This is a genomic window from Paraglaciecola polaris LMG 21857 (genome assembly GCF_000315055.1).
GTDB lineage: Bacteria > Pseudomonadota > Gammaproteobacteria > Enterobacterales > Alteromonadaceae > Paraglaciecola > Paraglaciecola polaris.
Window position 1 is genome coordinate 11831 of record NZ_BAER01000038.1, and the last position, 25292, is coordinate 37122.

25 protein-coding genes are annotated in these 25292 nt (G+C 44.7%); 9 read left to right on the forward strand and 16 right to left on the reverse strand.

Features of this window, described 5'->3' with window-relative positions; all coding sequences use genetic code 11:
- Positions 1-105 precede the first annotated feature (105 nt).
- The 5 genes from GPLA_RS24195 to GPLA_RS07085 are packed head-to-tail and all read left to right on the forward strand — an operon-like array spanning position 106 to position 3785.
- Positions 106-582 carry an ABC transporter substrate-binding protein gene (locus GPLA_RS24195; RefSeq protein WP_264370815.1) on the forward strand — a complete coding sequence of 159 codons (477 nt, stop codon included), beginning with the start codon at positions 106-108 and terminating at the stop codon, positions 580-582.
- On the forward strand, positions 521-1984 hold the full coding sequence (locus GPLA_RS07070) for an extracellular solute-binding protein (protein WP_264370816.1): 1464 nt from the start codon (positions 521-523) through the stop codon (positions 1982-1984). The genes GPLA_RS24195 and GPLA_RS07070 overlap by 62 nt, the downstream gene beginning before the upstream one ends.
- Before the next feature lie 48 nt (positions 1985-2032).
- Positions 2033-2641 (forward strand): glutathione S-transferase family protein, encoded by a 609-nt coding sequence (locus tag GPLA_RS07075; protein WP_007104180.1) that lies wholly within the window; start codon positions 2033-2035, stop codon positions 2639-2641.
- Positions 2642-2652: 11 nt separating this feature from the next.
- Positions 2653-3312: a glutathione S-transferase family protein gene (locus GPLA_RS07080; RefSeq protein ID WP_007104181.1), complete on the forward strand. Its 660-nt coding sequence runs from the start codon at positions 2653-2655 to the stop codon at positions 3310-3312.
- 41 nt (positions 3313-3353) lie between these two features.
- Complete coding sequence (locus GPLA_RS07085) at positions 3354-3785, forward strand: DUF3859 domain-containing protein (protein WP_007104182.1); 432 nt, start codon at positions 3354-3356, stop codon at positions 3783-3785.
- 44 nt (positions 3786-3829) lie between these two features.
- Here the strand turns inward: GPLA_RS07085 and GPLA_RS07090 are convergent, their stop codons facing one another.
- The 10 genes from GPLA_RS07090 to GPLA_RS07135 all read right to left on the reverse strand — a co-directional run bounded on the left by GPLA_RS07090 (position 3830) and on the right by GPLA_RS07135 (position 15314).
- A complete protein-coding gene (locus GPLA_RS07090; protein ID WP_007104183.1) occupies positions 3830-5164 on the reverse strand; it encodes a sensor domain-containing protein in 1335 nt (444 codons plus the stop codon).
- 189 nt (positions 5165-5353) lie between these two features.
- Positions 5354-6241: a protease modulator HflC gene (hflC, locus tag GPLA_RS07095; RefSeq protein WP_007104184.1), complete on the reverse strand. Its 888-nt coding sequence runs from the start codon at positions 6239-6241 to the stop codon at positions 5354-5356.
- A gap of 3 nt (positions 6242-6244) precedes the next feature.
- Complete coding sequence (gene hflK / locus GPLA_RS07100; protein WP_007104185.1) at positions 6245-7393, reverse strand: FtsH protease activity modulator HflK; 1149 nt, start codon at positions 7391-7393, stop codon at positions 6245-6247.
- 53 nt (positions 7394-7446) lie between these two features.
- Positions 7447-8745 (reverse strand): ribosome rescue GTPase HflX, encoded by a 1299-nt coding sequence (gene hflX / locus GPLA_RS07105; RefSeq protein WP_007104186.1) that lies wholly within the window; start codon positions 8743-8745, stop codon positions 7447-7449.
- Positions 8746-8770: 25 nt separating this feature from the next.
- Entirely contained in the window at positions 8771-9022 is a 252-nt protein-coding gene (gene hfq / locus GPLA_RS07110; RefSeq protein WP_007104187.1) for an RNA chaperone Hfq, read from the reverse strand.
- 79 nt (positions 9023-9101) lie between these two features.
- On the reverse strand, positions 9102-10049 hold the full coding sequence (gene miaA, locus GPLA_RS07115) for a tRNA (adenosine(37)-N6)-dimethylallyltransferase MiaA (protein ID WP_083882016.1): 948 nt from the start codon (positions 10047-10049) through the stop codon (positions 9102-9104).
- Positions 10033-11934, reverse strand: a complete 1902-nt coding sequence (gene mutL / locus GPLA_RS07120; RefSeq protein ID WP_007104189.1) for a DNA mismatch repair endonuclease MutL — start codon at positions 11932-11934, stop codon at positions 10033-10035. Before mutL ends, miaA begins: the two co-directional genes overlap by 17 nt.
- Positions 11935-11986: 52 nt before the next feature.
- Entirely contained in the window at positions 11987-13306 is a 1320-nt protein-coding gene (locus GPLA_RS07125) for an N-acetylmuramoyl-L-alanine amidase (protein WP_007104190.1), read from the reverse strand.
- 14 nt (positions 13307-13320) lie between these two features.
- Positions 13321-13782 (reverse strand): tRNA (adenosine(37)-N6)-threonylcarbamoyltransferase complex ATPase subunit type 1 TsaE, encoded by a 462-nt coding sequence (gene tsaE, locus GPLA_RS07130; RefSeq protein WP_007104191.1) that lies wholly within the window; start codon positions 13780-13782, stop codon positions 13321-13323.
- On the reverse strand, positions 13779-15314 hold the full coding sequence (locus tag GPLA_RS07135) for a bifunctional ADP-dependent NAD(P)H-hydrate dehydratase/NAD(P)H-hydrate epimerase (protein WP_007104192.1): 1536 nt from the start codon (positions 15312-15314) through the stop codon (positions 13779-13781). Before GPLA_RS07135 ends, tsaE begins: the two co-directional genes overlap by 4 nt.
- Between GPLA_RS07135 and queG the strand changes: the two genes are divergently transcribed.
- On the forward strand, positions 15302-16492 hold the full coding sequence (queG, locus tag GPLA_RS07140) for a tRNA epoxyqueuosine(34) reductase QueG (RefSeq protein WP_007104193.1): 1191 nt from the start codon (positions 15302-15304) through the stop codon (positions 16490-16492). The two genes, GPLA_RS07135 and queG, sit on opposite strands and share 13 nt — an antisense overlap.
- Before the next feature lie 76 nt (positions 16493-16568).
- Here the strand turns inward: queG and GPLA_RS07145 are convergent, their stop codons facing one another.
- From GPLA_RS07145 to GPLA_RS07155, 3 genes are all read right to left on the reverse strand, one after another.
- A complete protein-coding gene (locus GPLA_RS07145; RefSeq protein ID WP_007104194.1) occupies positions 16569-16946 on the reverse strand; it encodes a hypothetical protein in 378 nt (125 codons plus the stop codon).
- Between the two features lie 117 nt (positions 16947-17063).
- Positions 17064-17813 carry a tRNA1(Val) (adenine(37)-N6)-methyltransferase gene (locus GPLA_RS07150; RefSeq protein ID WP_007104195.1) on the reverse strand — a complete coding sequence of 250 codons (750 nt, stop codon included), beginning with the start codon at positions 17811-17813 and terminating at the stop codon, positions 17064-17066.
- Positions 17814-18446 carry an NAD(P)H-binding protein gene (locus GPLA_RS07155; RefSeq protein WP_007104196.1) on the reverse strand — a complete coding sequence of 211 codons (633 nt, stop codon included), beginning with the start codon at positions 18444-18446 and terminating at the stop codon, positions 17814-17816.
- Between the two features lie 64 nt (positions 18447-18510).
- On the opposite strand from GPLA_RS07155, the gene GPLA_RS07160 reads away from it, so the two are divergent.
- Positions 18511-20718, forward strand: a complete 2208-nt coding sequence (locus GPLA_RS07160) for a S9 family peptidase (protein WP_007104197.1) — start codon at positions 18511-18513, stop codon at positions 20716-20718.
- A gap of 100 nt (positions 20719-20818) precedes the next feature.
- Here the strand turns inward: GPLA_RS07160 and GPLA_RS07165 are convergent, their stop codons facing one another.
- Complete coding sequence (locus GPLA_RS07165) at positions 20819-21193, reverse strand: PH domain-containing protein (RefSeq protein WP_007104198.1); 375 nt, start codon at positions 21191-21193, stop codon at positions 20819-20821.
- 118 nt (positions 21194-21311) lie between these two features.
- Between GPLA_RS07165 and GPLA_RS07170 the strand changes: the two genes are divergently transcribed.
- Positions 21312-22328 carry a serine/threonine dehydratase gene (locus GPLA_RS07170; RefSeq protein WP_007104199.1) on the forward strand — a complete coding sequence of 339 codons (1017 nt, stop codon included), beginning with the start codon at positions 21312-21314 and terminating at the stop codon, positions 22326-22328.
- Between the two features lie 79 nt (positions 22329-22407).
- Here GPLA_RS07170 and GPLA_RS07175 read toward each other — a convergent pair whose 3' ends face one another.
- Positions 22408-23316, reverse strand: coding sequence for a carbon-nitrogen hydrolase (locus GPLA_RS07175; protein ID WP_007104200.1), 909 nt, complete (start codon positions 23314-23316; stop codon positions 22408-22410).
- On the reverse strand, positions 23313-24365 hold the full coding sequence (locus GPLA_RS07180) for an agmatine deiminase family protein (RefSeq protein ID WP_007104201.1): 1053 nt from the start codon (positions 24363-24365) through the stop codon (positions 23313-23315). Before GPLA_RS07180 ends, GPLA_RS07175 begins: the two co-directional genes overlap by 4 nt.
- Positions 24366-24883: 518 nt before the next feature.
- Between GPLA_RS07180 and GPLA_RS07185 the strand changes: the two genes are divergently transcribed.
- Positions 24884-25204: a DUF3718 domain-containing protein gene (locus tag GPLA_RS07185; protein ID WP_007104203.1), complete on the forward strand. Its 321-nt coding sequence runs from the start codon at positions 24884-24886 to the stop codon at positions 25202-25204.
- Positions 25205-25292: the final 88 nt, after the last annotated feature.

Here is a 25292-nt window from a genome sequence, read left to right on the forward strand (position 1 = left end):
ACATTAACTTATGAACACATGTTCTTGTTAGGGAATGGCGTTGCAGTATATGACTGTATCTCTCTGATACGACTCTTATACTTGCATTAGTGGGACATATTTTTTATGACGAAAATGGGTAAGTTTGTTTGGGCTTTATGTTGCTACTTTGGCTTAGTCGCCAATCTTTTGGCAGCACAGACACTGTCGGTTGCGGTGCTGACAACAAATGCGCAGCAAAGTGAAGTGTATCGTCAGGTTTTTGCTGATTTCGAAAAACAAAGCAATCGTTATCGCATTCAGTTGGCGTTTTATAGCGACAGCGACTTTAAACGCTTGTTACCTAATTGGCTTGAGTCTGGTGAGCATGATTTGCTCTACTGGCAAGGGGGCGAGCGTCTGCAAACCCTGATTCAGCAGGACGTTATTCAACCTATAAATACTTTGCTGACTAAAGCTGAGTTACAAAATTCCATTCAACCTGCAGTCCTTAACAGCGTATCCACGGAAACCGGTACTTATGCTCTACCTTTGTCCCAGTATGGTTGGGGCTTTTATTACAACAAATCGATGTTCGAAGCGTTACAGGTTAGCCCCCCCTAAAAATTGGCAAGAGTTCGTCGCCTTATGTCAGCATATCAAAAGCCAAGGGGCTAGCCCCTTGGTGCAAGCCGTCCAAGAAGGTTGGCCGATATTGGCTTGGCTAGATTATTTATCACTGGATATTGGGGGCACAGCTTATCGCCAGCAATTGATTGACGGTGAAAGTGGAAACACTCCGCTGACAGGCAAACTAGTGGCACAGTTTAAGGAGTTATTAGGGCAAGGACTATTTTTTGCTCCTGAGCGGCTTTGGAGTTGGCAACAAGCATTGCAAGCCGTGGAACGAAACCAAGTGGCCATGACATTAACAGGGCAATTCTCCGAAGCGAGTATCGAGCCCTCGAGCGCAAGTAACATTGGCTTTTTTCCTTTTCCTAGACAAAATAACGCCAACAAAGGTGAAATTGCGCCTTTGGAGGTATGGGTGGTTCCGCGCTCAGCCAAGAACAAGAATGAACTGACAGATTTACTCAGGTATTTATTGGCGAATGATGCATCTATGGCAATCGAGTTGGGTGCTCTGCCCGTTACCACAGATAGTTTTACGCAACAGTTACCTAATGAACGGATGAAAATTTCCGCCGCATCTTTGCAAGAAGCTACTGAGTTAGTGCAGTTTTTCGACCGCGACGCCAACCCCGAGTTGGCAAAAAATGCGGCCCGTAGCCTCGCCATGAGTATTAGAAATGATAGCTCCACGGCGTTGACTGATGGTCTGATTGAAGGAATGGATGTTGTCTACGAGCTCAATATCGCGCCGGATTCTGCTCCTTTGCCGCAATTGTATTTTGCCTCGATTACTGGGTTGAAAGAGTCCTATTTTGCGTCGAACCTTATGCAAGAAATTTATCAGCAACTGGGTTACGAAATCTCGGTTACACGATTTGCCACGGTCGAAGCTTCTCTTAACTCCTATCATTTTGGTGGTGATGGTGAACTGATGCGAGTCGATGCATACAAAAAATTAGCGCCAGGACTCGAACAGATCCCAGAGCCTTTGGCGAATGTAGCGTTCTATCTGGTGTGTAAAGACTTAGAAATGTGCGCAAGTAGTCTGCCAAGAGGCAGCGAGGTGTTCGTAGTCAATGATTTGCTGGTGGTTAAAACCTGGGCAGATGAAAATCACCTCGTTACTAAGCGTTACGATTCGATTGAAGCCTTGTTTGATGCCTTTAATAAAAGTGATAAAGGTCTATTAGTACTGGGCGCTAGTGAGATCATTGATAACAGCACTATGTTAACAGATAGCACTTACAGGACAATTATCTCTGTACCGCTTTATCACTATGTGCATAATAAACATCAGGAATTAGTTCCTTTGTTAAACAAAGCACTCAAACAATATAAAACCACCCAGCAGTACCAAGCGCTCAAACATCGCTACTGGTTACAGCATAACTGATTACATGTGTTCATTGCCCAGTGCAGCAACTGACACTGGAGAATGATATTGAAAATATATGAAACCAAAACTGCCCCGACTCCACGTAGAGTGCGTTTTTTTCTTGCCGAAAAAAATATTCCTATGGATTATGTTCAAGTGGATATTGAAGGTGGTGAAAACCTAAGCCCCGCTATGCGCGCTCGTAATCCCGTGGCAAAGGTGCCCGTGTTAGAGCTGGATGACGGCACCTGTATTAACGAGTCTGTTTCTATTTGTCGTTATTTCGAAGAGTTATACCCAGAAAAACCATTAATGGGAACGACACCACTCGAAAAAGCCCAAATTGATATGTGGCAACGTCAGGTCGAATTTGGCCTATTTATGCAGATCGGTATGTGCTTTCAACATTCAACCGGTTACTTCAAAGATCGCATGACCCCTGTAGCGGAATACGGAAAAGTGGCGGGTCAAGACGCAATAAAATTTCTTGAAATTTTGAATGCCAGATTAGCCAATAATGAATATATTGCTGGAGGAAGTTTCAGTATCGCTGATATTACCGCTGTGTGTGCGATTGATTTCGGTCGCGTGGTGAAAGTGTATATTGCACCTGAGCAAACTCATTTGCAGCGTTGGTATGACGCGATTAGCGCACGCCCAGCCGCCAAAGCGTAAAAGGAAATTACATGTTTGATTTATATACTTCATCCACACCGAATGGCTGGAAAGCGTCCGTCGCCCTTGAAGAGATGCAGCTACCTTACGAAGTACACAGTATCAATTTAATGGAACAAGAGCAGAAAAGCCGCGCATTTTTAGCACGCAACCCCAACGGCAGAATTCCGGTGTTAGTCGATAGGGAGGAAGATAATTTCGCTGTGTTTGAGTCTGGAGCAATCATGCTGTATTTAGCTGAGAAAACCGGTCAGTTTATACCCAGTGATGCAAAAGGTCGTTCTCAAGTCATTCAATGGCTGATGTTCCAAATGGGTGGCGTCGGGCCCATGATGGGACAAGCCAATGTATTTTATCGCTATTTTCCAGAGAAAATTCAGCCTGCCATTGACCGTTATCAAAAAGAAGGTCGAAGGTTGTTTGAAGTGCTGGATAAGCAATTAGCGAAACATGAGTACTTGGCAGGTGATTACAGTATTGCTGATATGGCGAATTGGTGTTGGGTACGTACTTATGAATGGTCTGGTGTGGATATATCAGGCCTAGATAATTTAGTGCGATGGAAAAATAGTATCGAAGCTAGGCCATTGGCGCGCAAGGGCACACAAGTGCCAGATAAAATAGACAAAGACAAGTTAGTCGCAGGAGCGCAAACGATTGTTACGCGTTAGTTTTTCTTGCTTTGAGAACATTCAAAACCGAGGGCGTGGCATTGTCTAAGCTGCGCTCGTGCTTTGCCATCACCAGCTTTGGTATTTACAAACACTGGGATGAAAATGACAAAGCCCTGCCAAAGATCAAAACCTTCACTACGGATATCCCTGCTGAATTAGATATTGAATTCGGCTTTATTATTAATTGTAAAAAAGCCAAGGGCAAAAAGCTGACTTACTGCATTTACCATCCAGATATTCCTGATGAATCAGGACGCATCATGGCGCCATTTTCCGGAGACGTTTATGTGGCGAACAATGATTGGGATTTTTATCTCGGGGATACGATTTGGCCGCCCCGTGATAACAAAGTGGGTGACTGGCGAATGACGATAGAGTTGGCGGGTGAAGTGTTAGCTGAGAAAACCTTTAGTGTGTTGGTTGAGCACGGAGACGGAGAAATTCAGTTTTGGAAGCACAGGGGATACTAAACATCATTGGTGTGCAGACTGAGGGGTTTGAACCTGAAAGATGCCTATAACAACCGAGATTTTTTCTGTTTGTACATGTTTGCGTCTGCTGAACTGGCTAAATGCTCACGTTTTCTGCCGTCTTGCGGGTAGATAGCAAACCCGATGCTCGCAGACAAGGTGATATTATGGCCACCGATTTGCATTGGCTTTTCAAATGAGTCGTTGAGCTTGGCTATGACTAACTCAACGTCACTTTGACTATGGATATTAACCAGCAAAAGGGTGAATTCGTCACCTCCTATGCGCCCGACTGTGTCCGATTCTCTTGTCGATGACTTTAGACGTTTACTAAATTCCACTAACACTCTATCTCCTACTTCATGTCCAAGAGTGTCGTTGATCATTTTAAATTTATTTAAATCAATGTAGAGCAATGCCAGTTGCTGATTATCGCGATGAGCCTGTTTTAAGGCAAATTCCAAGCGCACATTAAATAACGAGCGATTAGCCAGATTGGTCAATGCATCATGGCTGGCTAAGTGTAGTAGGCGCGTTTCGGCTTGTTTTCGGGTAATGGCATTGGCAATTTGCACTGATACGAAATGTAATAGTTGTTCACTTTGCTCGTTATAATCATTGCGGTCACTGGGTTGTTGTATAACTAAAGCGCCTATGACTTTGTCAGCGGATATCAGTGGCACACCTAACCAATCCATTTCAACCAACTTATTTGGTGGTAACTGGCTATCTGAAGCGCCGCTTTGTGTGCCATGCATGAGCAATGATTTGCCCGCTAATATGACTTTACCCAAAGGTTCATGGGTGACTAATTCACGATCGTGATAACGACGCTTTAATTGATCGACATAATAAGGAAAGGTTAATTGATTGTTTGTGGCCTGATATAACGCCACACAAAAGCTTTCCGCGGGCAATAAAGTGGTGATAATTTGATGAATCTGTTGATACAGCGCCGTTAAGTTAGCAGCGGTATGTGCCGCCTCTGATATATCATATAGGGCTTTTTGCTGGCGTTCGGCACGTCTCAGTGGCGTTACATCCCGGGCGACAGCCAGACGCAAGCCTTCAGATTCTGACCATGATGCAGACCACATAACGTCAACTAGATGGCCATTTTTATGAATATAACGGTTCTCGAAATGAGGGATCGGTTCACCGGACATGACTTTTTGTGCCGTATTAAGTGTCAATTCTCGGTCGGCGGGATAAACAAGGTCTATCATGGGTGTACCAAGCAATTCTTTCGCGGTATAACCAAACACGCGTTCACTGGCGGCATTTACAAAAACAAAACGGCCTTGGGTGTCAACCACACAAACCGCATCAAGGAGTAAATCTAAGAACTTAGGCAGCAATAGCTGAATATCTTTGCGCATTTATCAGCATCTGACATGGGTAATTGTTGCCTAATTCTATCATCATAGACGGCCTAAGCAGCAAGAAAATCGCTGGTTATCCTGCACAAACAAAAAGGCCTAATTTCGATTATGCACCGAAATTAGGCCTTGATTATATCTTAACTAAGTACCTTGTATCGAAAGGTCCTTATGACGAACGCTTATTCGCTATTGAGGTTTGCCTGTTTCACTCTTCATGTATTTAAAGAAGTCACTGTCAGGTTCGAGCACGATAACGTCTTGCTTATCGCTGAAACTATTTTTATAGGCATCCATACTACGAAGAAAGTTATAAAACTCCGCATCTTTCGTATAGGTTTTTGCGTATATTTCAGCCGCTTTTGCATCACCTTCGCCACGTAATTTACGAGCATTACGCTCAGCATCTGCCAGCATTACGGTTACCTTGGCATCCATATTTGCTTTGATGAATTCAGCTTTCTCTTTACCTTCAGAGCGGTGTTCACGGGCAACCGCATCACGCTCCGTACGCATACGTTGAAAGATATAGTTACGTACTTCTAACGGTAAATTGATTTGCTTAACACGAACATCGACAATTTCAATGCCTAGTTCATCTGAACTATCAGAGGCTTGAGCCATCGCATCGTCCATTAACTCTGAGCGTTCACCGGAGACTATCTGTGAAATGGTACGCGTACCAAATTCAGAGCGTAATCCGTTATTCACCTTTTGTTGAAGTAAGACTTCTGCATTGTCTTTAAAGCCACCAGTTGCCAAGTAATATTTAGCAAAATCTTCGATTTTCCACTTTACGTATAAATCAACGATTAAGTCTTTTTTCTCAGACGTAACAAAACGGTCAGCGACTTCATCTAAAGTTTGGATTCGCGCATCTAATTTAATAACACGATCGATAACGGGTAGCTTAAAATGTAGGCCAGGTTCAAAAACCACTGTTTCTTGGTTGGCGCTATCACGTTGCACTTTACCAAATTGTATAACGATGGCCTTTTCACCTTCGTCGACCACAAATAAAGAACTGAGTACAAGTGCGCCCAGGGCGATAATGATGACTACTATAAAATTCTTCATCGCTTAGTTTCTCCCACTGCGTAAACGGTCGCTACGGATACCGGTATCTTGTGGACCATTTTCTGCTGCAGGATCCTGATTACGTAAACCTTCTAACGTTCTTCGATTGGTCGAAGGTGCGTTGCTGGTATTTTGTCTTTCCAATATTTTGTCCAATGGTAAATACAACATGTTACCGCTGCCTTTGGTATCGACGAGAATTTTGCTGGTATTAGCGTACACCGATTCCAGTGTTTCAAGATAGATACGGCTGCGAGTGACTTTTGGTGCCGCTTGGTATTGTGGCAACAACTCTTCAAAGCGGGCGATTTCACCTTGTGCTTTTAAGATCGATTGCTCTTTATAAGCTTGCGCTTCTTCTGCCATACGATTGACCTGACCACGTGCACGGGGCTCAATTTCACGAGAATAAGCTTCGGCTTCATTAATAAAACGTTGCTCATCTTCTTGTGCCGCAATGGCATCATCGAACGCGGCTTTAACTTCTTCCGGAGGACGTGCATCTTTAAAGTTCATATCAACGATAGAGATCCCCATGTCATACGGTTCAAGGATTGCTTGTAACTCTTCGCGTACATTTTGACGAGCAACTTCTCGACCGCTGGTTAAGACGTCGTCCATTTTAGAATGACCGACTACATAGCGAATGGCACTATCAAATGCCTGACTCAAACTCGTTTCAGGGCTCGTGACAGAGAAGCTGTATTTGTAGGGTTCAAGAATACGATACTGAACTTCCATTTCTACACGCACGACGTTTTCGTCTTCGGTCAACATTGAGCCAGAAGAAGGTAGTGAGCGAACCGTTTGCACGTCTACGGGTAAGACTGAGTCGATAAACGTAGGTTTCCAACGCAAACCAGGTTCAACAAAGTGGCTAAATTCGCCGAAACGTAATACTACGCCGCGCTCTGCTTCACGAATGGTGTAAAAACCACTGATAAACCAAACGATAACCAATAGGCCGACAACTAAACTAATGCCTAAACCGAAGCCTTTACCATCAGAAGAACCGCCCTTTCCGCCACCAAATTTACCGAATTTGTTTAAGATATTCTTAAACACTTCGTCCAAGTCAGGTGGGCCTTGATCGCGACCACCGCGGTTTTTCCACGGATCATTGTTATTACCGCCGGGCTCATTCCAAGCCATCATTACTCTCCAAATAGTTAATCATGTGTATTCTGTTAAAAAATTCAGTGCAACTACGCTTCTATGTTTTCGATTATCAAAGCGTCTAAGTCTGCCTCTGAGTGCTTGGCCAAACGTTGCCAATCTGCAAATGGCATATGTATCTCTACTAACCAGTCTCCATTGTCAGCGTAAGATTCTTCAGAGATGCAGTTTAAATTAAACAAATCACCCCGTAGTTTACCTTCTTGTGGTGGAATGCGTAACTGATGGCGAACCATATTTTGAGCAAGGCATTCGCTCAGGGCTTCGAACAATAATTCCGTGCCTAAGCCTTGCTGGGCGGACATCCAGACTCTTGTTGGTAGGCCATTCTCATCTCGATCGATCCTTGGCTCAACACCATCCATGCGGTCGATCTTGTTACAAATCATTAATTGCGGTATTTCGTCTGAGTCTATTTCGTCTAATACCTCGTTCACTTGGTCGATATTCTCACGAAATTGTTCGTCGGAATAGTCAACCACGTGGAGTAATAAATCAGCCTGTTGCGTTTCTTGTAGCGTTGCCTTAAACGCAGCGACTAAGTCATGGGGTAGATGACGAATAAAACCCACGGTGTCAGCCAGAATCGCGGGGCCAACATCTTGTAATTCAATGCGCCTGAGAGTGGGGTCCAGGGTCGCAAACAGTTGATCAGCTGCATAAACGTCTGACTGCGTGATGGTATTAAATAAGGTTGATTTTCCTGCGTTGGTATAGCCCACTAGCGCCAGCGTAGGGATCTCAGCTCGAATTCGTGCTCGGCGACCTTGTTCGCGCTGCTTCTGTACTTTACGCAAGCGCGCTTGAATGCTCTTAATTCGAGCACGCAACAAACGTCGATCTGTTTCTAGTTGAGTTTCACCGGGTCCACGTAAACCAATCCCACCTTTTTGTCTCTCAAGGTGGGTCCAACCGCGAATAAGTCGAGTAGAGATGTGTTTAAGCTGAGCGAGCTCAACTTGTAGCTTACCTTCATGGGTACGTGCACGTTGGGCAAATATATCCAAAATTAATCCGGTGCGATCTAACACACGGCATTTACATAGTTGCTCTAAGTTACGTTCTTGAGATGGCGATAAGCTGTGGTTAAAAATAACCACATCAGCTTCAGATGCGCGTACGGTATTCGCTATTTCTTCAGCCTTACCGCTGCCAACAAAATAACGGGTATGCGGAGCGCTACGGCTACCTGTTACGACATCAACCGCATTCACTCCTGCAGACGTGGCCAACAATTGAAGTTCTAGTAGATCTTCTTTGCTGCTGTCATCAGAAAAATCTATATGTACTAATACAGCCTGTTCGCCTGCTTCATAACGATCAAACAAGCCGTTCTCCTGGGACCTTCACTAACTATTGATTCTCGTCAGCATCCGCATGAGGATTAGTAGCAGCAATCGGTAACGCCCGTGAAGGAACGACGGTAGAAATTGCGTGCTTATATACCATTTGGCTGACGGTGTTTTTAAGCAAAATGACAAATTGGTCAAATGACTCAACCTGACCCTGCAATTTAATCCCGTTAACAAGATAAATTGATACAGGAATACGCTCTTTGCGCAGCGCATTTAAAAATGGGTCTTGTAAAGACTGCCCTTTAGCCATCATCTATCCTTTATTTTTATGATCAAAATTGCCTTTTTACCCAGTATACAGAAATAAAAAAGGCTGTATAGCTCACGGCTCACGGACGAATTCTGCTGAGTTTCATCACATTAGTCAAATTGTCTTTTGAAAAGGTATCTAACCAATGTAAATTTTGCCAACTGCGCAACCAAGTTAATTGGCGTTTTGCTAGTTGTCTGGTAGCCGCGAGGCCTTTTTCACGCATTTCTTGGTAAGTATTTTCACCGTTTAGATATTGCCACATTTGCCGATACCCCACACAACGCATAGACGGCAAATCTAAGTGTAAATCTTCCCGCGCTTTTAGTCCTAATACTTCCTCTTCGAAGCCTGATTGCAACATGATGTCAAAGCGCTGAGCTATTCTATCGTGCAATACTTTTCTGTCATTAGGCGCTATCGCGAATTGCGAAAAATGATATGGGGCCGAAGGTTGTTTATTTAAACTCAGTTCGGTCATTGATTTACCGCTAATTCGATAAATTTCCAATGCCCGGGCCAAGCGCTGGGGGTCATTTGGGTGAATACGCTTAGCTGAAACTGGGTCTATGGCTTGCAGTGACTGATGTAGGGCTTGCCAACCGAATTCGGCGGCTTGCTTTTCAATTTCTGCTCTGACCAGTGGGTCCGCTGTGGGTAAAGTGGATAAACCCTCTGTTAATGCCTTGTAATACATCATAGTGCCGCCCACCAATAATGGAATTCGACCGCGTTGAGTAATCTCGTGCATGGCAGATAAGGCATCGTTTCTGAATTCAGCCACGGAATAACTTTGTGCTGGATCAAGAATATCAATTAGCCGATGGGGAGCTTGAGCTAACTCTTGAGCACTGGGTTTCGCCGTACCAATATTCATGTCCCGATAAATTAAGGCCGAATCAACACTGATGATCTCGCAAGGTAATGCTTGGCAAAGCTCGATTGCTAAGGCCGTTTTACCCGAAGCGGTGGGGCCCATTAATAAAATAGCGGGCGGTAAATCTTGTTTATCAGTGTTGTTGTTCAACATGGCTGTTTATCATTTGGCCTAAGGGTAACAGTATGGCGGTATTCATCAGATTACCTAGTGCTTGAGGATACGCTTTTAGCTCGCCCCACATGTGTTGAACTTGAAGTGGGGCAAGTTTTACTGAATGCAATGCAATGCAGCGAAATAAATGTGCTTGCAAGCGATGGGCATCATCGGTTGGTGCATCTAATAAAAGTGGCAATATGTTCGCCCAAGGTAGCTGGCGCATACCCGAGGGGACTTTACGTAAGATAATACGCTTTTGGCTCCAGCCAATGTCTATTCTGTTGTGTAACAGTGGTTCATATAATAACTGAGCGCGCTTAAGCTGGGCGGGTTCTGCAGCGACCGATACCGGCATCAACAAGGGTTGGGCAATGGTGTTTTGCTCATCAAACGATAGACTAAGATGGACGGCCACAATATCGCATACGGCAATAACATAGTGTTTATCGTTATGCAGCATCAAAAAGTTATCTTCGTCCACGGGCATACAATATGGATCCTGAGGTAACGAATTGGGGGACAGCGAATTCGTTACCTCTTGGGTGTTCATGAGTTGTTGATAACCTTTAATTGCTTGAGCTGAAATATTATTGCCTGAACTGCGGGCTTTGTGACCTTGGAGACTTTGATTGAACGCATGAGCGCCCACATCAGAGGGGGCACTCACGGTATCTTGTTTTGAGTGGTCACCATGGCCGCTTAACTTGGTTGCTGATTGGCCAGTGGCGGACGGCTCCCGGACAAACTGATTACTCGGCATATTTGGCTGATCGGTTGGTGCCTGCTGCAATGGCGAGATGTAATCGTGCTGGGGTGCGACTTCATCTAACTCGCTGGGACCAGTTTGCATCGGCGAGGTACTAAAATATTGGTTTATGCCCTCGCCAATAGCACGGAAAATAAAGTCATGGACTAAGCGCGCTTGATGAAAGCGCACTTCATGTTTCGCGGGATGCACGTTTACGTCCACTTCGTGATGGGGCAGGGTCAGGTACAACACATAGTTTGGCGTAGAATCGGGGTGGATCACTCCTTCAAACGCTTGCCGAATGGCATGATTGATAAGTTTGTCACGCATCATACGACCGTTCACGTAGAAATATTGTACATCTGCTTGTTTAATTGACACCTCAGGTGGGGCAACCCAGCCAATCAGTTGCATTTCTTGGTAATGGCTGTCTAAGGCAATGGCGCTTTGGGCGAAGTCTTTATTACAAATGGCCGCTAAACGTTTGATATGGTCAGTCTGGGCTGTCAGAGCAGGGTACTTACGCAGTAACTTACCATTGTGTTTTAGGCTGAAACTCACATCAAAACGGCTAAGTGAAATTCGTCTTATCACTTCATCTATATGGTTAAACTCGGTTTTCTCTGCACGTAAAAATTTACGCCTAGCGGGGGTATTGAAAAACAGATCAAGCACTTCCACGCTACTGCCGTCTGGATGGGCAACGGGGTTGAGTTGTACTTGCATGTCTCGGCCATGGGCATGGGCTTGCCAGGCTTGTTGCTGGGACTTTGGTTTTGAGGTGAGCGTTAAGCGTGCTACTGAGCTGATGCTGGCAAGCGCTTCACCACGAAAACCTAAACTGTGAATATGTTCTAAATCATCTAACGAACTAATTTTGCTGGTGGCATGACGACTCAGCGCCAGCGCCAGTTGGTCTTTTTCAATTCCCCCCCCGTTGTCGCGAATGCAGATTCTTTTATGGCCGCCTTTGTCTATCTCGATATCAATTTGATTAGCGCCAGAATCCAAACTGTTTTCCACTAGCTCTTTAACGACGGACGCAGGGCGTTCGACCACTTCGCCAGCGGCGATCTGGTTAGCAAGTTGGGCAGGTAAAATACGAATGGTTGCGCTGACGGCTGACAAAAAATGACCTTTTATAAATGGATATCTGAAAGTAACGCTATTGTATAACGGACTAAGTGCGAGGAATAGTCAGGACTTGGCCGATCTGTACCACATCGGAATTCATGTTATTGGCTGCTTTGATGGCACCCACATTGACATTGTAGCGCTGGGCCAGTAACGACAGGCTTTCGCCGCTGCGAACTCTGTGTGTTCGATTATGACGGTTTTGCTTGGCCCACAACGAATCATCCGGAGGAGATTCCGTGAAATGGCTTTTGACTGCACTGAAAATAGATTGAGCCAGTTGCTGGCGAAATTGCGACCAGTTTAAGTTTTTCTCTTCAGTGGGATTGGATATAAATCCTGTCTCTACCAAGATAGATGGAATATCTGGAGCGGTTAATACTGCCAAACTGGCTGCTTGAGGGATTTTCTTGTGCATTTTGGTAATGCTGCGCAACTTAGTGATCACTTTACGGCTCAAATCATAGCTGGTGGTAAGTGAGTGATCCATAGACATATCTAACAAGGCTTGCGTCAAATAGCGTTCGCTCGCGGTATCTTGTATCACTTCTGCTGCACCGCCTAGCAATTCTGAATGGCGTTCCGATTTCTCCATCCAGCGGCCGAGTTCTGAATTCGCTCTACGCATGGACAATACCCAGACGGACGCACCACGCGGTTGCGGTGTGGTGAAGGCATCAGCGTGAATAGAAATCAACAAATCCGCTTTGTGTTTACGGGCAATGTCCGGACGCTTATTGGGAGAGATATAATAATCCCCTGAGCGTGTCATAACGGCCTTCATGCCGGGTTCTGCATCAATTAGTTTTGCTAAGCGCTGAGCCACATTTAAAGTAATATTTTTTTCAAACGTACCGCCGCGGCCAATCGAACCTGGGTCTTCACCGCCATGACCCGCATCAAGCACTATAACGATGTCGCGGGACTGCTGAGATCTATTATCTTTAACTACAGTCGGCGCGCTTTGTGGTGCGTTCTTATCATCTAAGTCGATCACTAAGCGATTACGATAGGGTTCGGTTGGTGGCAATGCGAAAAGTGTACTGTCGAGCTTGCTACTGAGCTCAATCACCACGCGTATGGCATTTTTATCTTTAGCTGAGCTATAGCGCAATTTTTTGACTAGCGGACTTTTACTAGCGAGTGTAGCAAAGTCGAAGTTCTTTTCAGTGTTGGCTAAGTCAATGACTAAGCGCTCAGGATTATGCAAGGTGAAATAGCTGTATTCAGGGGTATCTTCAAGATCAAAAACGATACGAGTACTACCAGGAGAGGGCCAAATCCGCACACTATCAATGGCATTTTTGGCATAACTCACAGGAACGGCTAAGAGCAGCATAATGCCGAGGAAGCCTGTTGATGTCATTTGCCAAAGATACTTCATTTTTGGGCTAAATCGCTCAGTAGTTGTTGTCCGTATTCATTATTTGCTTGCACTGTTAACGAACGACTATGGTCAATAAATTCAATACTAATGTGTAAATCTGCTGCTGCCAATAGGCCGTGGCCTTTATCTGGCCATTCAATTAAACAGATGCAATCATCCTCGAAGTAATCCCGTATGCCGATGAATTCTAGTTCTTCCGGATCTGACAGGCGATAAAGATCGAAGTGAAATATGCGCCAATTCTTGATTTCATAGGGCTCAACAAGCGTATAGGTAGGGCTTTTTACTCGCCCAACGTAGCCTAGACCATGAATAAAGCCCCGACAAAAGGAGGTTTTGCCAGCACCAAGATCCCCTTCAAGATAAATAACCGTTGCTGTGCTGCAAAGTGCCGCAAGCTTGGCGGCCAATTCAGTGGTGGCTTGTTCATCCGCCAAGTAAAAAGAATGCTTCATGTGGGATTAACTAATACTCGTAAAGGTTCAAATAAATCGCTGGCAAGCATACCACGTTGACCATATTGTTGGGCAACCTTATCCGCTGCGCTGGCGTGTAAGCACACGCCGTATAATGCGGCTTGGGTTGCATGCATGCCTTGCGCAAGTAGTGCGGCAATTATACCCGTTAGTGTATCGCCCATGCCAGCCGTAGCCATGCCTGGGTTGCCGTCTGTACAAATCCAACTGTGTTCAGTGTTGCAGATAATACTGCCGGCTCCTTTAAGTACACAAGTAGTATTGTATCGTTTAGCTAATGACTGTGCTGCTTTGAGGCGATCTTGCTCTATCTCGGGGACAGTGCAATTCAACAGGCGCGCAGCTTCACCAGGGTGTGGTGTTATCACGCTGCGCTTGGGGCAAAGCAGGGTATTAGCGTGGCGACTCGAATCGGCGAGCAAATTCAGCCCGTCGGCGTCGATGACACAGGGCAACTTATTTGATTCAAGGTGCGACATTAGCTGGCTGAATGTCCCTGTCGCCCAATCATCTGTTCCCAGCCCTGGACCAATTGCTAAGCAAGATGACCAATTCAAGTGTGTACTTAATTGTTCACTGGCTAACATCAGTTCAGGGCGACCCATTGAAATACTTAACCGGCTATCTGTGTGGCAATAAGCACGCACTAATGCCGCCCCCGTACGCAGGGCGGCTTCGCTGGTCAAACGCAATGAACCAGGCATGTCAGCGTTGGCGCCTACCGTGAGCAGGCGGCCAAAATGACCTTTATGGGCGTTCGATTGGCGCTTTCTAAGAGCGGGTAATTGGGCATAGTTAACTAAAAAAGCGCAAGGCTGAGTAAGGGTATTAAATGCCTGAGCAATGTCTAGATCGTCAAATATGAGCTTACCGCAGTAGGTTTTCCCTTGTCCGGTGAGCATACCGAGCTTTTTGGCAACTAAGGTGACAGTGCAGTCGGCATACACACACACACCGAGTGGCGCCCCTGTGTCTGCGTCCAAACCCGATGGCACATCGATACTCAATACCGGTAGGTCGATTCCGTTAACGGTCTTAATCAGAGCAGCGGCATCGTCTCTAACGGTTCCTTTTAGCCCAGTGCCCAAAATACCATCCACGATGACATCAAAATGCTGAAAATCTAATTCCTGCCAAGGACGAATTTCACCGCCGTCCGCTAGCCAACTCTGCTGCGCCGTGAAAGCATCGCCCGTGAGCGGTTTTGCTGGGTTGAGCGCCCCCAATGTCACGTGCCAACCAAATGATTTTGCTAGAGTTGCGACTACATAGCCATCGCCTGCATTGTTACCCGTGCCGACTAATACCAGAATGTTATGGGCGTAAGGATAAACGGCTTTTAGGTGACGAAAAACCCCTTGTCCGGCCCTATGCATCAACATGTACATGCTGTAGCCACATGTTTGCGCGGCAGCCTCTTCGTGCTGGCGTACCTGCTGCGCGAGGAAAACTTTCTGTGATAAACTGCTCGGTGTCCAATTATCTGTCAAGGTTGTTAATGTCTTTTGCACAATATGATCTCCATCAATTAGCCCAAAATATCAAGGCTTGGGGCGAAGCGCTAGGCTTTCAACAAGTTGGTATTGCTGACATTGATTTATCTGCTCATGAAGAAAAATTGCAAACTTGGTTAGATAACGGCTATCACGGGCAAATGAACTTCATGGCTGAGCACGGCATGAAACGCGCTCGACCCGATGAATTATTGCCGGGTACACTTAGAGTCATAAGCGTACGTATGGATTATCTGCCACCAGATGCAAAATTTGCGCAAACCTTAAAAAACAAGGACGCCGCGTACATTAGTCGCTATGCACTTGGTCGTGATTATCACAAATTACTGCGTAACCGCTTGAAAAAGCTCGGTGAAAAAATTCGCTCAGAATGCACGACTGCGAGTTTTAGACCTTTTGTGGATTCAGCCCCAGTGCTAGAGCATGCACTGGCAGAAAAAGCAGGTATCGGCTGGACTGGAAAACACTCACTAACCCTTAATCAGCAAGGCGGCTCGTGGTTTTTTTTAGGTGAGTTGTTTATCAATATTCCGTTACCGGTAGATGAGCCTGTTAAAGAGCAATGCGGAAGTTGCAATGCGTGCATCACTATTTGCCCAACTCAGGCCATAGTTGGCCCATATGTGGTTGACGCCAAGCGTTGTATTTCTTATTTAACCATAGAATTGAAAGGTGCGATCCCTGAAGAGTTTCGCCCTTTATTAGGTAACCGCATCTATGGCTGCGACGATTGCCAACTGATTTGCCCATGGAATCGTTACGCCCAGTTAACCAATGAAAGCGACTTTCATCCACGTGAAGCATTACAAGCTAAGAGCTTGGCCGAATTATCTGAGTGGGACGAAGAAACTTTTTTACGTGCAACCGAAGGCTCGGCAATTCGCCGTATTGGTCACGAGCGTTGGCAGCGCAATATATCGGTTGCTTTAGGTAACGCCCCATATTCAGATTCAACCCGTGCAGCACTCACTGTCTTGGCCGAACAAGGGACCGAGTTGGTGAAGGAGCACGCATTATGGGGATTAAAAGAACAAGAGCGAAAACGTGCTCAGTACATAACAATAATTGATATTAGCGCCCATGAGCAAGACAGTGCTTTATTAGCGAAACACTCCCAGCGCCTCAATCAACGACTTATTCGCAGTGTCGAAAAGGGCTTGGTGCGCGATGCGTAGCGATGCTCATCATATTTTGAACTTGCCATATGTATGTTCGGCATAGCCACGAGAAGCAAATGCACAGGCATGGCATTTAAATAAAATATTGCACGATACGCGGTACGCTCTCGTGATCCATGGGGAGCGTGAAGCCCTGGCCCTCACAATCGGTTGGAAAACCATATAACCCAAAGCGGTTTCCTCTGGCTACACTCACAATCGCCACATAGTTAGCTTGATCGTCTAAATCATCCTCCAGTGGGTCAAGAATAGGCAGGGTGTAGCGACCAAATTCCATGATGGCGATTTGTCTGTGATGCCTTTGTACAAAGCAAGTAAATATGGGGTTTGGCACACAAGCGTACAAAGCGAATTTAGGGATCTGAATACCTACGCCGTGCCAATGAAACTCCAACACGTGTAGGCGGTCGGTCAAGGATGAAACAGAGTTAGGTAGCGGTACAGCACGCATAAAAACCTCCTCAAGTTGAGCAAATACATTACATATTTATATCCACTCTGATTACACTTTAGGCAATATCTGGCTAATTTCCTAGGGTTATTCGACTCGCTCAGTAGGTTGGTAATGCTAAAAATTCAGGTAATAGTCTTTGCATAATGCTTTGTAGTTGGCTGAATACTGGTGATCTTGGGTATAAATAGTAAGTGCTTCATTCTTTAATGGTGTTTGTATAAAACTAAAAGCGAGGAGGCCGCGCAGTGCCGCTGAGTTGGGTTTAGAGAACACGGTTAATTGCTCACAAAGATGCAAATTCAACGTACTAGCGTAGGCAATAAACGCTGGGCAATTATCACTGGGTAATACGCAATAAAATTTACCATCGGTTTCCAGTAACTGGCTGACGCAGTCTAGAAGCGTTTGATGACTCAAATCAATCGTTTGCCGTGCAGTGATACGTTTTTGTGCTGCATCACTATTGACTGTTAGCGGGCTATTAAAATACGGTGGATTACTGACGATAATACTGAATTTATGTTGGTCGATAGCCTCACGGGTAAAGGTTTGCAGCGAACAATGCTTTGCATGTATTTTATTTGTCCAAGGACTGGTGGCGATATTGCCCTTGGCTTGATTTATCGCATCTTTGTCGATATCAATAGCGGTAATATAGGTATCAACAACGCTTTTCTGGGCCAACATAATCGCCAGCAAACCACTGCCGGTACCTATATCTAGCATTCGCGTAGCGGCGTGAGTTTGCACTGGTGTAGAGCATTTTACCCAGCTGCCTAGCATGATACTGTCTGTGCCCACTTTCATGGCGCAGCTTTGGTGTTCGATGAAAAATTGCTTGAACTGAAACCCTTTCCTTTTCATCTATTTGAATACCTGCAAGCTGATCATGCGTGTCGCCACTTGGCTTGCCGACACGGGTTTGTATTTACCTAAGCGACCAAATAATAAGGGAGCAATCAGCTGTCCAACACAAGCGGCTAGCTTTTCTACCAAGCGTGGCTGTGGACGTTCGCCAAGTAAAAAAGAAGGGCGTACTGCACTGGGGCTATTTAATCCGGACATGGCTAAAATGGCATTTTCTAACTCACCCTTCACGCGTAAGTAGAAGTGTTTACTTTTGGCATTAGCACCAACGGATGATATCCACACAAAGCTTTGTGCTTGCTGAGCTCTCGCTAACTGGGCGGCTATATGCACGTACTCAAAGTCGACTTTACGAAAAGCGGTTTTGCTTTTCATCTGCTTTAAGGTGGTGCCGAGACACACATAGACATGATCGGCGCTGAAATATCCCTGATAGTCCTGCAAATCTTCAAAGTCTATGACGATGGGTTCTAATTTACCATTGGGATCGGGATAATCACTGTGCTTCAAAGGTTTTCGTACTAAGCAGATGATCTTGTTGTATCTAGCGTCCTTGAGTAATTGTGTCACTAAAGCTTTACCCACTAAGCCTGTTGCGCCCAATACTAACGCACTATTTATGCTCTTCATGTTTTACCTATTTGGATCAAGCCTTTACAATGTGCAGCTTATGGTTAAAGGATACATATAATTAATGAAAAACCTCATTTGGATCTTGTTATGTTCACTGGCGGTACCGGCAATGGCAACTGAAAATCTTACAATAGAACGCATTTTTGAATCTCCTGCTTTAGAAGGTAGTTCACCTAACAATGTGAAAGTCTCACCAGATGGCAAGCGCGTGACCTTTTTACAAGGTAAAACCACGGATTACGAACGCTACGATCTATGGGAGTACAACATAGCTACCGGTAAAACACAGATGTTGTTCAATTCTGATGATTTGCATAGTGGCCCTGAATCTTTGTCTGATGAAGAGAAAGCTCGCCGTGAGCGTATGCGCTTAAGTGGCACAGGTATAGTGAATTATTTTTGGTCTGACGACGGAAAAGCTTTGTTATTCCCACTGGCAGGAGATGCGTACTACTTCCGTTTAGGGGATGAAAAAGCACAAAAAATCTTAGATACCGACGCATTCGAAACAGACATTCGATTTTCGCCTAAAGCTAATTTCATCTCCTATGTGCGAGAACAAAACTTATATATCAAAGATATCAGTACCCAGCTTGAAACTCAGCTTACCTTTGATGGTAAAGGGACGATTAAAAATGCCATGGCTGAATTTGTAGCCCAGGAGGAAATGGGCCGAATGACGGGCTATTGGTGGTCGCCTGATGAACGTAAAATTGCATTTACCCAAGTAGATGAGTCGCCGGTTGAGGAAATCACGCGCAGCGAGATTTATGCGGATTCAATTAAGATGATCACTCAACGTTACCCCAGTGCAGGCACGCCAAACGTTAATATTAAACTCGCGATTAAAGACATTGCCAGTGGTGACACCCAATGGATTGATTTAGGTAAAGAACAAGACATTTATCTGGCTCGAGTGAACTGGATGAACGACAGTCAAACTTTGACCTATCAATGGCAAAGCCGTAATCAGCAAACACTAGAATTGCGCGCATTTGATTCGAGTACCGCTAAGCAGCAAGTATTGTTGAGCGAGTCCAGTGATACATGGGTTAATTTAAATGACGATCTGTATTTTTTGAAAGACCAAAAACACTTTATTTGGGCCTCTGAGAAAAGCGGCTTTAAGCACCTTTATTTGTATGAAAATGATGGCACTTTAGTGAGTCAACTGACAAAAGGTGATTGGGTGGTCGATGAAATTGAGGCCATTAATGAAGACAAAGGCCTAATTTATTTCACTGGCCGTGCTGACACGCCTCTTGAACAACAGATATATTCAGTAGCGATTGCTGGTGGCGATATTCAAAAGGTTAGCCAGCTAAGTGGCACACATGCCCCAAGTTTCAGTGATGACGCTTCAGTTTATGTGGATAAATTTTCGACCACCAATACACCTTGGCAAGTAAGCTTGCATCAAGCAGATGGTAAGCACTTAGCTTGGTTAAGTGAAAACGCTATCAAAGCAGGCCATCCTTTGGCAGATCTGCAAGATGATTGGGTAGAGCCAACTTTAGATAGTTTTGTAACTGAAGATGGTACTGAACTTTATTACCGTTTATACAAACCTAAAAAAATTCAGGGTAAACACCCGGTAATTGTTTATGTGTACGGCGGACCTCATGCGCAAGTTGTGACTAACAGTTGGGGCGGTAATCGTGGTTTGTTGATGCAGTATTGGGCAAATCAAGGTTATGTCGTGTTTTCGGTGGATAACCGAGGAGCAAATTTTCGTGGCAAAGGTTTTGAAGACAGCCTATACAAAAAGATGGGCAGTACCGAAGTGAAAGACCAAATCGCTGGGGTGAAATTTTTACGTCAGCTGCCTTATGTTGATTCCCAGCGTATTGGCATTTATGGACATAGCTACGGTGGTTATATGTCGTTGATGAGCATGTTTAAAGCCGGTGAATATTTTCAAGCGGGTGTTGCGGGTGCGCCGGTGACAGATTGGGCTTTGTACGATACGCATTATACTGAGCGTTATATGGGGGATCCTAAGGAGGATGAAGACGCCTATATTGCTTCTGCTGTTTTCCCTTATGCCAAGAACCTAACAGGTGATTTAATGATCTATCACGGTATGGCGGATGACAATGTGTTGTTTAGCAATAGCACTAAGCTGTATAAACATTTACAAGACTTAGCCATTCCGTTTGAAAGCATGGATTACCCAGGTAAAAAACACAGTATTCGTGGCAAGCAAACCGGCATTCATTTGTTTCACACCATTACTAACTTCTTTAATCGTCACTTTGATATGAAGTAGCCAGTGGCGTTGGGCACAACACTAATGCCCAGACACTGATTTGTGACGAGTAATGAAAAAGGCGACGTTTAAGTCGCCTTTTTCACGTTCACAGATAAATTTAGGCAAACATATGAGTGGCTAACGTGCGCTGAATACCAACCACTGTGTCCTTTTTAAGTTCTTTTTCGATAGGCTGTTCTTGCCCGGACACCCAGATTTTCAATTCCGCATCTAAATCGAAGTGCCCTGCGGTTTCAATCTTGAATTGAGTGATCGCACGATAAGGAATGGAGTGGTAATCCACTTTACGACCGGTTAATCCTTGTTTATCAATTAATAACAACCGTTTGTTGGTAAATACATACATGTCGCGTATGACCTTGAAAACCTGTTGAATCTCTTCCGTCGCCCCTATGATAGGTGCCAGTTCTTCACTGACTTCACTTACGTCAACTTCTGATGCGTTGCCCATGAGGGCATCAAGTAAACCCATGTTGTTCTCCTTGTTTTTTACCTAGTAAAACCGATTTCGGCATAAAAGAGAACTGATAACGGCGGTTTCCCCATGTTAAAATGCGAGTCTGTTTGTTTTCTTTAGGAGCCTTATTGCTATGCCAAGTGTGACTTTTACCGATATCAGCGCTGCAAGACAGCGTATAGCGAGTTACGTACACACCTCTGATGTGATCTCCTCTTCATTACTTAATTCATGGTTAGGACATGAGGTTTTTTTTAAAACAGAATGTTTGCAACGTACAGGCGCATTTAAATTACGCGGCGCGTTGAACACACTCTTACATGCCCGTGAGCATAACCAGAGCATAAAACGTGTGGTAGCAAGCAGTTCCGGCAATCATGCCCAAGCTGTGGCTTATGCTGCATCTTTATTTAATCTCCCCGTTACTATCTACAGCGCGCAGAATATCTCCAAGATTAAAGCCGCAGCCACGCGCTCTTATGGGGCTGAGTTGCGCTTATTTCCATTACGTGAAGAGGCGGATAATGCCGTGGCTGAAGCGGCGAAAGAACCTGGCATTTTGTGGATCCCACCATTTAACCATCCAAATGTTATTGCGGGTCAGGGGACTGTCGCTGCGGAAGCATTTGAACAAACGGCTGATCTGAATGCGTTATTTATGCCCTGTGGTGGTGGTGGATTGGCATCAGGGAGTATGCTTGCTACTCGCCAGCTCAGTCCTGGTACTAAGGTCATTGCGTGTGAACCATTGGCTGGTAATGATGCTGCGCAATCTTTACGCTTAGGCAGTATCCAGTGTTTACAGACACCGGCCAAAACTCTTGCTGATGGCGCAGCCACGCCTGCTGTGGGTGAGCACACGTATCCACTTTTACAACAACTTGATGGGTTTTATGAAGTAGACGAAGTGCAAATAGCCTACTGGACCCAATGGTTGCAACACTTGCTAAAACTGCACATCGAGCCAACTAGCGCCATGAGTATGCACGGTGTCGTTAATTACTTAGCTGCACAATCAACGCCACAACGCGTCATGGTGATTTTGTCAGGTGGGAATATTGATGCTCAAAAAATGCAGCAAATTTGGCAGGATGATCATTTACTTACGCCCCCCTCGTTGCCGTTGATAGCAATGGCATCCGTTATCTAATCACCCACTGACAAAAAAGCCCCGAAAGATAAAGCTTCGGGGCTTTTTATTGTGTTCATTTTTTTAGATGAATATGAGGCTAGTCGCGCCAACGCTTAGTCATATCTTCGTAAGCATCGATGCGACGGTCACGAAAATATGGCCAAATTCGCTTAACTTGCTCAGTGCGAGATAAATCTAATTCAACCATCAGGTTCTGCTCACTGTCAGCATCAGCTTGAGCAAGTATCTCACCCTGGGGGCCTGTGATGAAACTTTGCCCCCAAAACTGAATACCGTTATCACCTTTAACAGGAGACGCCTCGAAACCGGTGCGATTAGCAACAATGACGGGCACTGAGTTTGCTACTGCGTGGGAGCGTTGAATCGTTTGCCATGCACCAAATTGACGTTGTTGCTCGTCTTTCGTGTCTGCTGGATCCCAGCCTATCGCAGTGGGATAAAACAACATGTCTGCACCGCGCATGGCCATCAGGCGTGCGGCTTCTGGATACCACTGATCCCAACATACCAACACACCTAATTTACCTACGCTGGTTTGAATCGGCTCAAAGCCTAGATCACCTGGGGTAAAATAAAATTTCTCATAAAATCCTGGATCGTCGGGAATATGCATCTTGCGATATTTTCCGACCATACCGAGTTGACGATCGAACACCACAGCTGTGTTGTGGTACAAACCAGATCCTCGTTTTTCAAACAAAGAGGTGATGAGCACAATATTGAGCTTGGCGGCTAAGATGGCAAAAAAGTCAGTAGCGGGGCCGGGGATCGGCTCGGCTAAATCAAAAAAGTCGGTGTTCTCTTGCTGACAGAAATACAAGGTGCTGTGCAGTTCTTGCAGCATGATTAATTCGCAGCCTTGTTCGGCGAGTTCCGTTACTTGCTCAGCGCTGCGTTGCCAACTTAATTGCTTGTCGTTATTGGCAACCGCTTGTTGAACAACTCCTACTTTTAGGGTTTTAGCGGTTTGCGGGGTGCGGCTCATAACTCACTGACTCCTGTTGCTAGTTTTTTACTAATCTCGAACGTTAATGTACTGACTGGAACTTGCATACTAATACAGTGCAAGCTACCGAATTGCTGTACCAAGGGTAAACAGTTTATTGGCACTATTGTGTGTCCAGGATAGGCCTTGGCCATCACGTCCATGGCTAGGTCATCTTCCGGTTGCTGATATATAGGACATAAGATCTGTTTATTATTTATCAAGTAGTTGGCATAAGAAGCGGGTAAACGCTCTCCTTGTGCATTGACCACATGTGGCAAGGGTAATTCAAAAATCTGATGCTCAGGCAAGGCAACCTTACATTCAGCAACTAATGCCGCTAAGCCTTGATAATGAGAGTCTTGAGGGGCATTGAACGCTGACTGCACAACCAGACCATCATCAGGTGTAAAGCGCACTAGGGTATCGATGTGCCCGTCGGTATCATCGCCTTCTAGATGACCTTGTTGGAAAATATTAACGCTTTTTGCCCCCAAGGCGACTTTAAATACACCTCTGTATTGGGACATTGTCATGTCGCCATTACGCTCAGGATTCGATAAACAAAATTCAGTGGACAACAGTACGCCAGCGTCATTAATTTCTACTGCTCCGCCTTCGGCCACAATATCAAAACTCTGTAATGGCAATCTGCAAAGGTCTGATAATACCTGTTGGTTTATCTGGTTATCTTTATTGGCATCAAACTTATTGCCCCAGCCGTTGAAGTTAAACTCCACTGGTTGCATGCCGCCTGAACTGTGACAGGTTAAAAAGCCATAATCCCGTACCCAAGTGTCATTGTAATCAGCGCGCACGAGTAACACTCTATTAATAGGTTGCGTAAAATCCTGGCTTAGTAAGTTAAATGCAGAGATTTCCTGTTCTCGAATAAGCAATATAACCCCTGTATTAGCTCGATTAAGGGTCGCTATGATTGTCAGATAGACCTGCCTAACATCTTGTAGCCATGGTTGCCAATCCGTTTTTTGATCAGGCCAAGCAAGAATAATCGCTTCTTGAGGCGCCCATTCAGGGAGTAGTCGCATAAAATTTACCGTCACAGATTAAAGTTGCTCAATATTCGCGGAGTATAATGATAACAAACAGGCGGGTCTTGTGAATTTTGTCTGTTTAGCTAGAAAATGCTTAGAAATCTTATTCATTATTACCCAGCTTGAGAAAAAACGAGCGTGGCAAATAATGTAATAAAAACTACATTATTTGTAATTTAACAACATTATAACGTCTGCAAGCAGCTTGAATGTTATAAATTGCTGTTTTTTTAAGCTCATTCTGATTTTGTTTTATTTTCACTTTCAGTTTTGAGCAGATGTTTTTGGAATAAATAGGAATATTCATTACAGTTATGGGTATATATAAATAAAAAATATCATTTAAAATCAACTGCTTATAAATGTTACTTTAATGTAACTCATTGTTTTACATCATTTTTACTAGTTTCGAACAATAAAACCACAGACATGATCATCAAATTCATGGATATTTCAGTGGCAGGCAGAACCTGTAGTACACCTAACTAGCCAACCTATTTTTGGAGCACACCATGAAAAAAGTACTTATCTCTCTTGTTGCGTTAACCGCTTTTAATGCAAGTGCCGCAATGGAATCAAGCAGCAAAGTTCGCTTCGCAGGTGACAATGATTATTCAAGTTTCTGTAAAGCAGTAGTAAACGATGACCTTGGCATGCTTAAGCGCAGCTTACGCGGTAAAGTGGGTCACGTTGCAGCAAATTCTAATGATGTACTTCGTAAGCTTGTATCGTCTGAAGGTATGAAGTGTAACGGTGTTGATTTGATTCAATTCTCAGAACAACGTGAAGCATCTCAAGTTAATGCTTATTTAAAGACTAAAAACAATGCATAAGAGGTATCTTGATACCTCAATCAGCATAGGCAAATAGCCTGCCCAGCAGGCTATTTTAGCTTCCTTTTTCTGAGGTTGCTAAACAATA

What these genes read in the sequence shown, in the direction of transcription:
- GPLA_RS24195 (WP_264370815.1), top strand. Translation starts at nt 106, where the DNA reads ATGACGAAAATGGGTAAGTTTGTTTGGGCTTTATGTTGCTACTTTGGC.
- GPLA_RS07070 (WP_264370816.1), top strand. Translation starts at nt 521, where the DNA reads ATGGTTGGGGCTTTTATTACAACAAATCGATGTTCGAAGCGTTACAGG.
- GPLA_RS07080 (WP_007104181.1), top strand. Translation starts at nt 2,653, where the DNA reads ATGTTTGATTTATATACTTCATCCACACCGAATGGCTGGAAAGCGTCC.
- GPLA_RS07090 (WP_007104183.1), bottom strand. Translation starts at nt 5,164, where the DNA reads ATGCGCAAAGATATTCAGCTATTGCTGCCTAAGTTCTTAGATTTACTC.
- hflC (WP_007104184.1), bottom strand. Translation starts at nt 6,241, where the DNA reads ATGAAGAATTTTATAGTAGTCATCATTATCGCCCTGGGCGCACTTGTA.
- hflK (WP_007104185.1), bottom strand. Translation starts at nt 7,393, where the DNA reads ATGGCTTGGAATGAGCCCGGCGGTAATAACAATGATCCGTGGAAAAAC.
- hfq (WP_007104187.1), bottom strand. Translation starts at nt 9,022, where the DNA reads ATGGCTAAAGGGCAGTCTTTACAAGACCCATTTTTAAATGCGCTGCGC.
- GPLA_RS07125 (WP_007104190.1), bottom strand. Translation starts at nt 13,306, where the DNA reads ATGACATCAACAGGCTTCCTCGGCATTATGCTGCTCTTAGCCGTTCCT.
- tsaE (WP_007104191.1), bottom strand. Translation starts at nt 13,782, where the DNA reads ATGAAGCATTCTTTTTACTTGGCGGATGAACAAGCCACCACTGAATTG.
- queG (WP_007104193.1), top strand. Translation starts at nt 15,302, where the DNA reads ATGTCTTTTGCACAATATGATCTCCATCAATTAGCCCAAAATATCAAG.
- GPLA_RS07145 (WP_007104194.1), bottom strand. Translation starts at nt 16,946, where the DNA reads ATGCGTGCTGTACCGCTACCTAACTCTGTTTCATCCTTGACCGACCGC.
- GPLA_RS07150 (WP_007104195.1), bottom strand. Translation starts at nt 17,813, where the DNA reads ATGAAAAGGAAAGGGTTTCAGTTCAAGCAATTTTTCATCGAACACCAA.
- GPLA_RS07155 (WP_007104196.1), bottom strand. Translation starts at nt 18,446, where the DNA reads ATGAAGAGCATAAATAGTGCGTTAGTATTGGGCGCAACAGGCTTAGTG.
- GPLA_RS07160 (WP_007104197.1), top strand. Translation starts at nt 18,511, where the DNA reads ATGAAAAACCTCATTTGGATCTTGTTATGTTCACTGGCGGTACCGGCA.
- GPLA_RS07165 (WP_007104198.1), bottom strand. Translation starts at nt 21,193, where the DNA reads ATGGGTTTACTTGATGCCCTCATGGGCAACGCATCAGAAGTTGACGTA.
- GPLA_RS07170 (WP_007104199.1), top strand. Translation starts at nt 21,312, where the DNA reads ATGCCAAGTGTGACTTTTACCGATATCAGCGCTGCAAGACAGCGTATA.
- GPLA_RS07175 (WP_007104200.1), bottom strand. Translation starts at nt 23,316, where the DNA reads ATGAGCCGCACCCCGCAAACCGCTAAAACCCTAAAAGTAGGAGTTGTT.
- GPLA_RS07180 (WP_007104201.1), bottom strand. Translation starts at nt 24,365, where the DNA reads ATGCGACTACTCCCTGAATGGGCGCCTCAAGAAGCGATTATTCTTGCT.
- GPLA_RS07185 (WP_007104203.1), top strand. Translation starts at nt 24,884, where the DNA reads ATGAAAAAAGTACTTATCTCTCTTGTTGCGTTAACCGCTTTTAATGCA.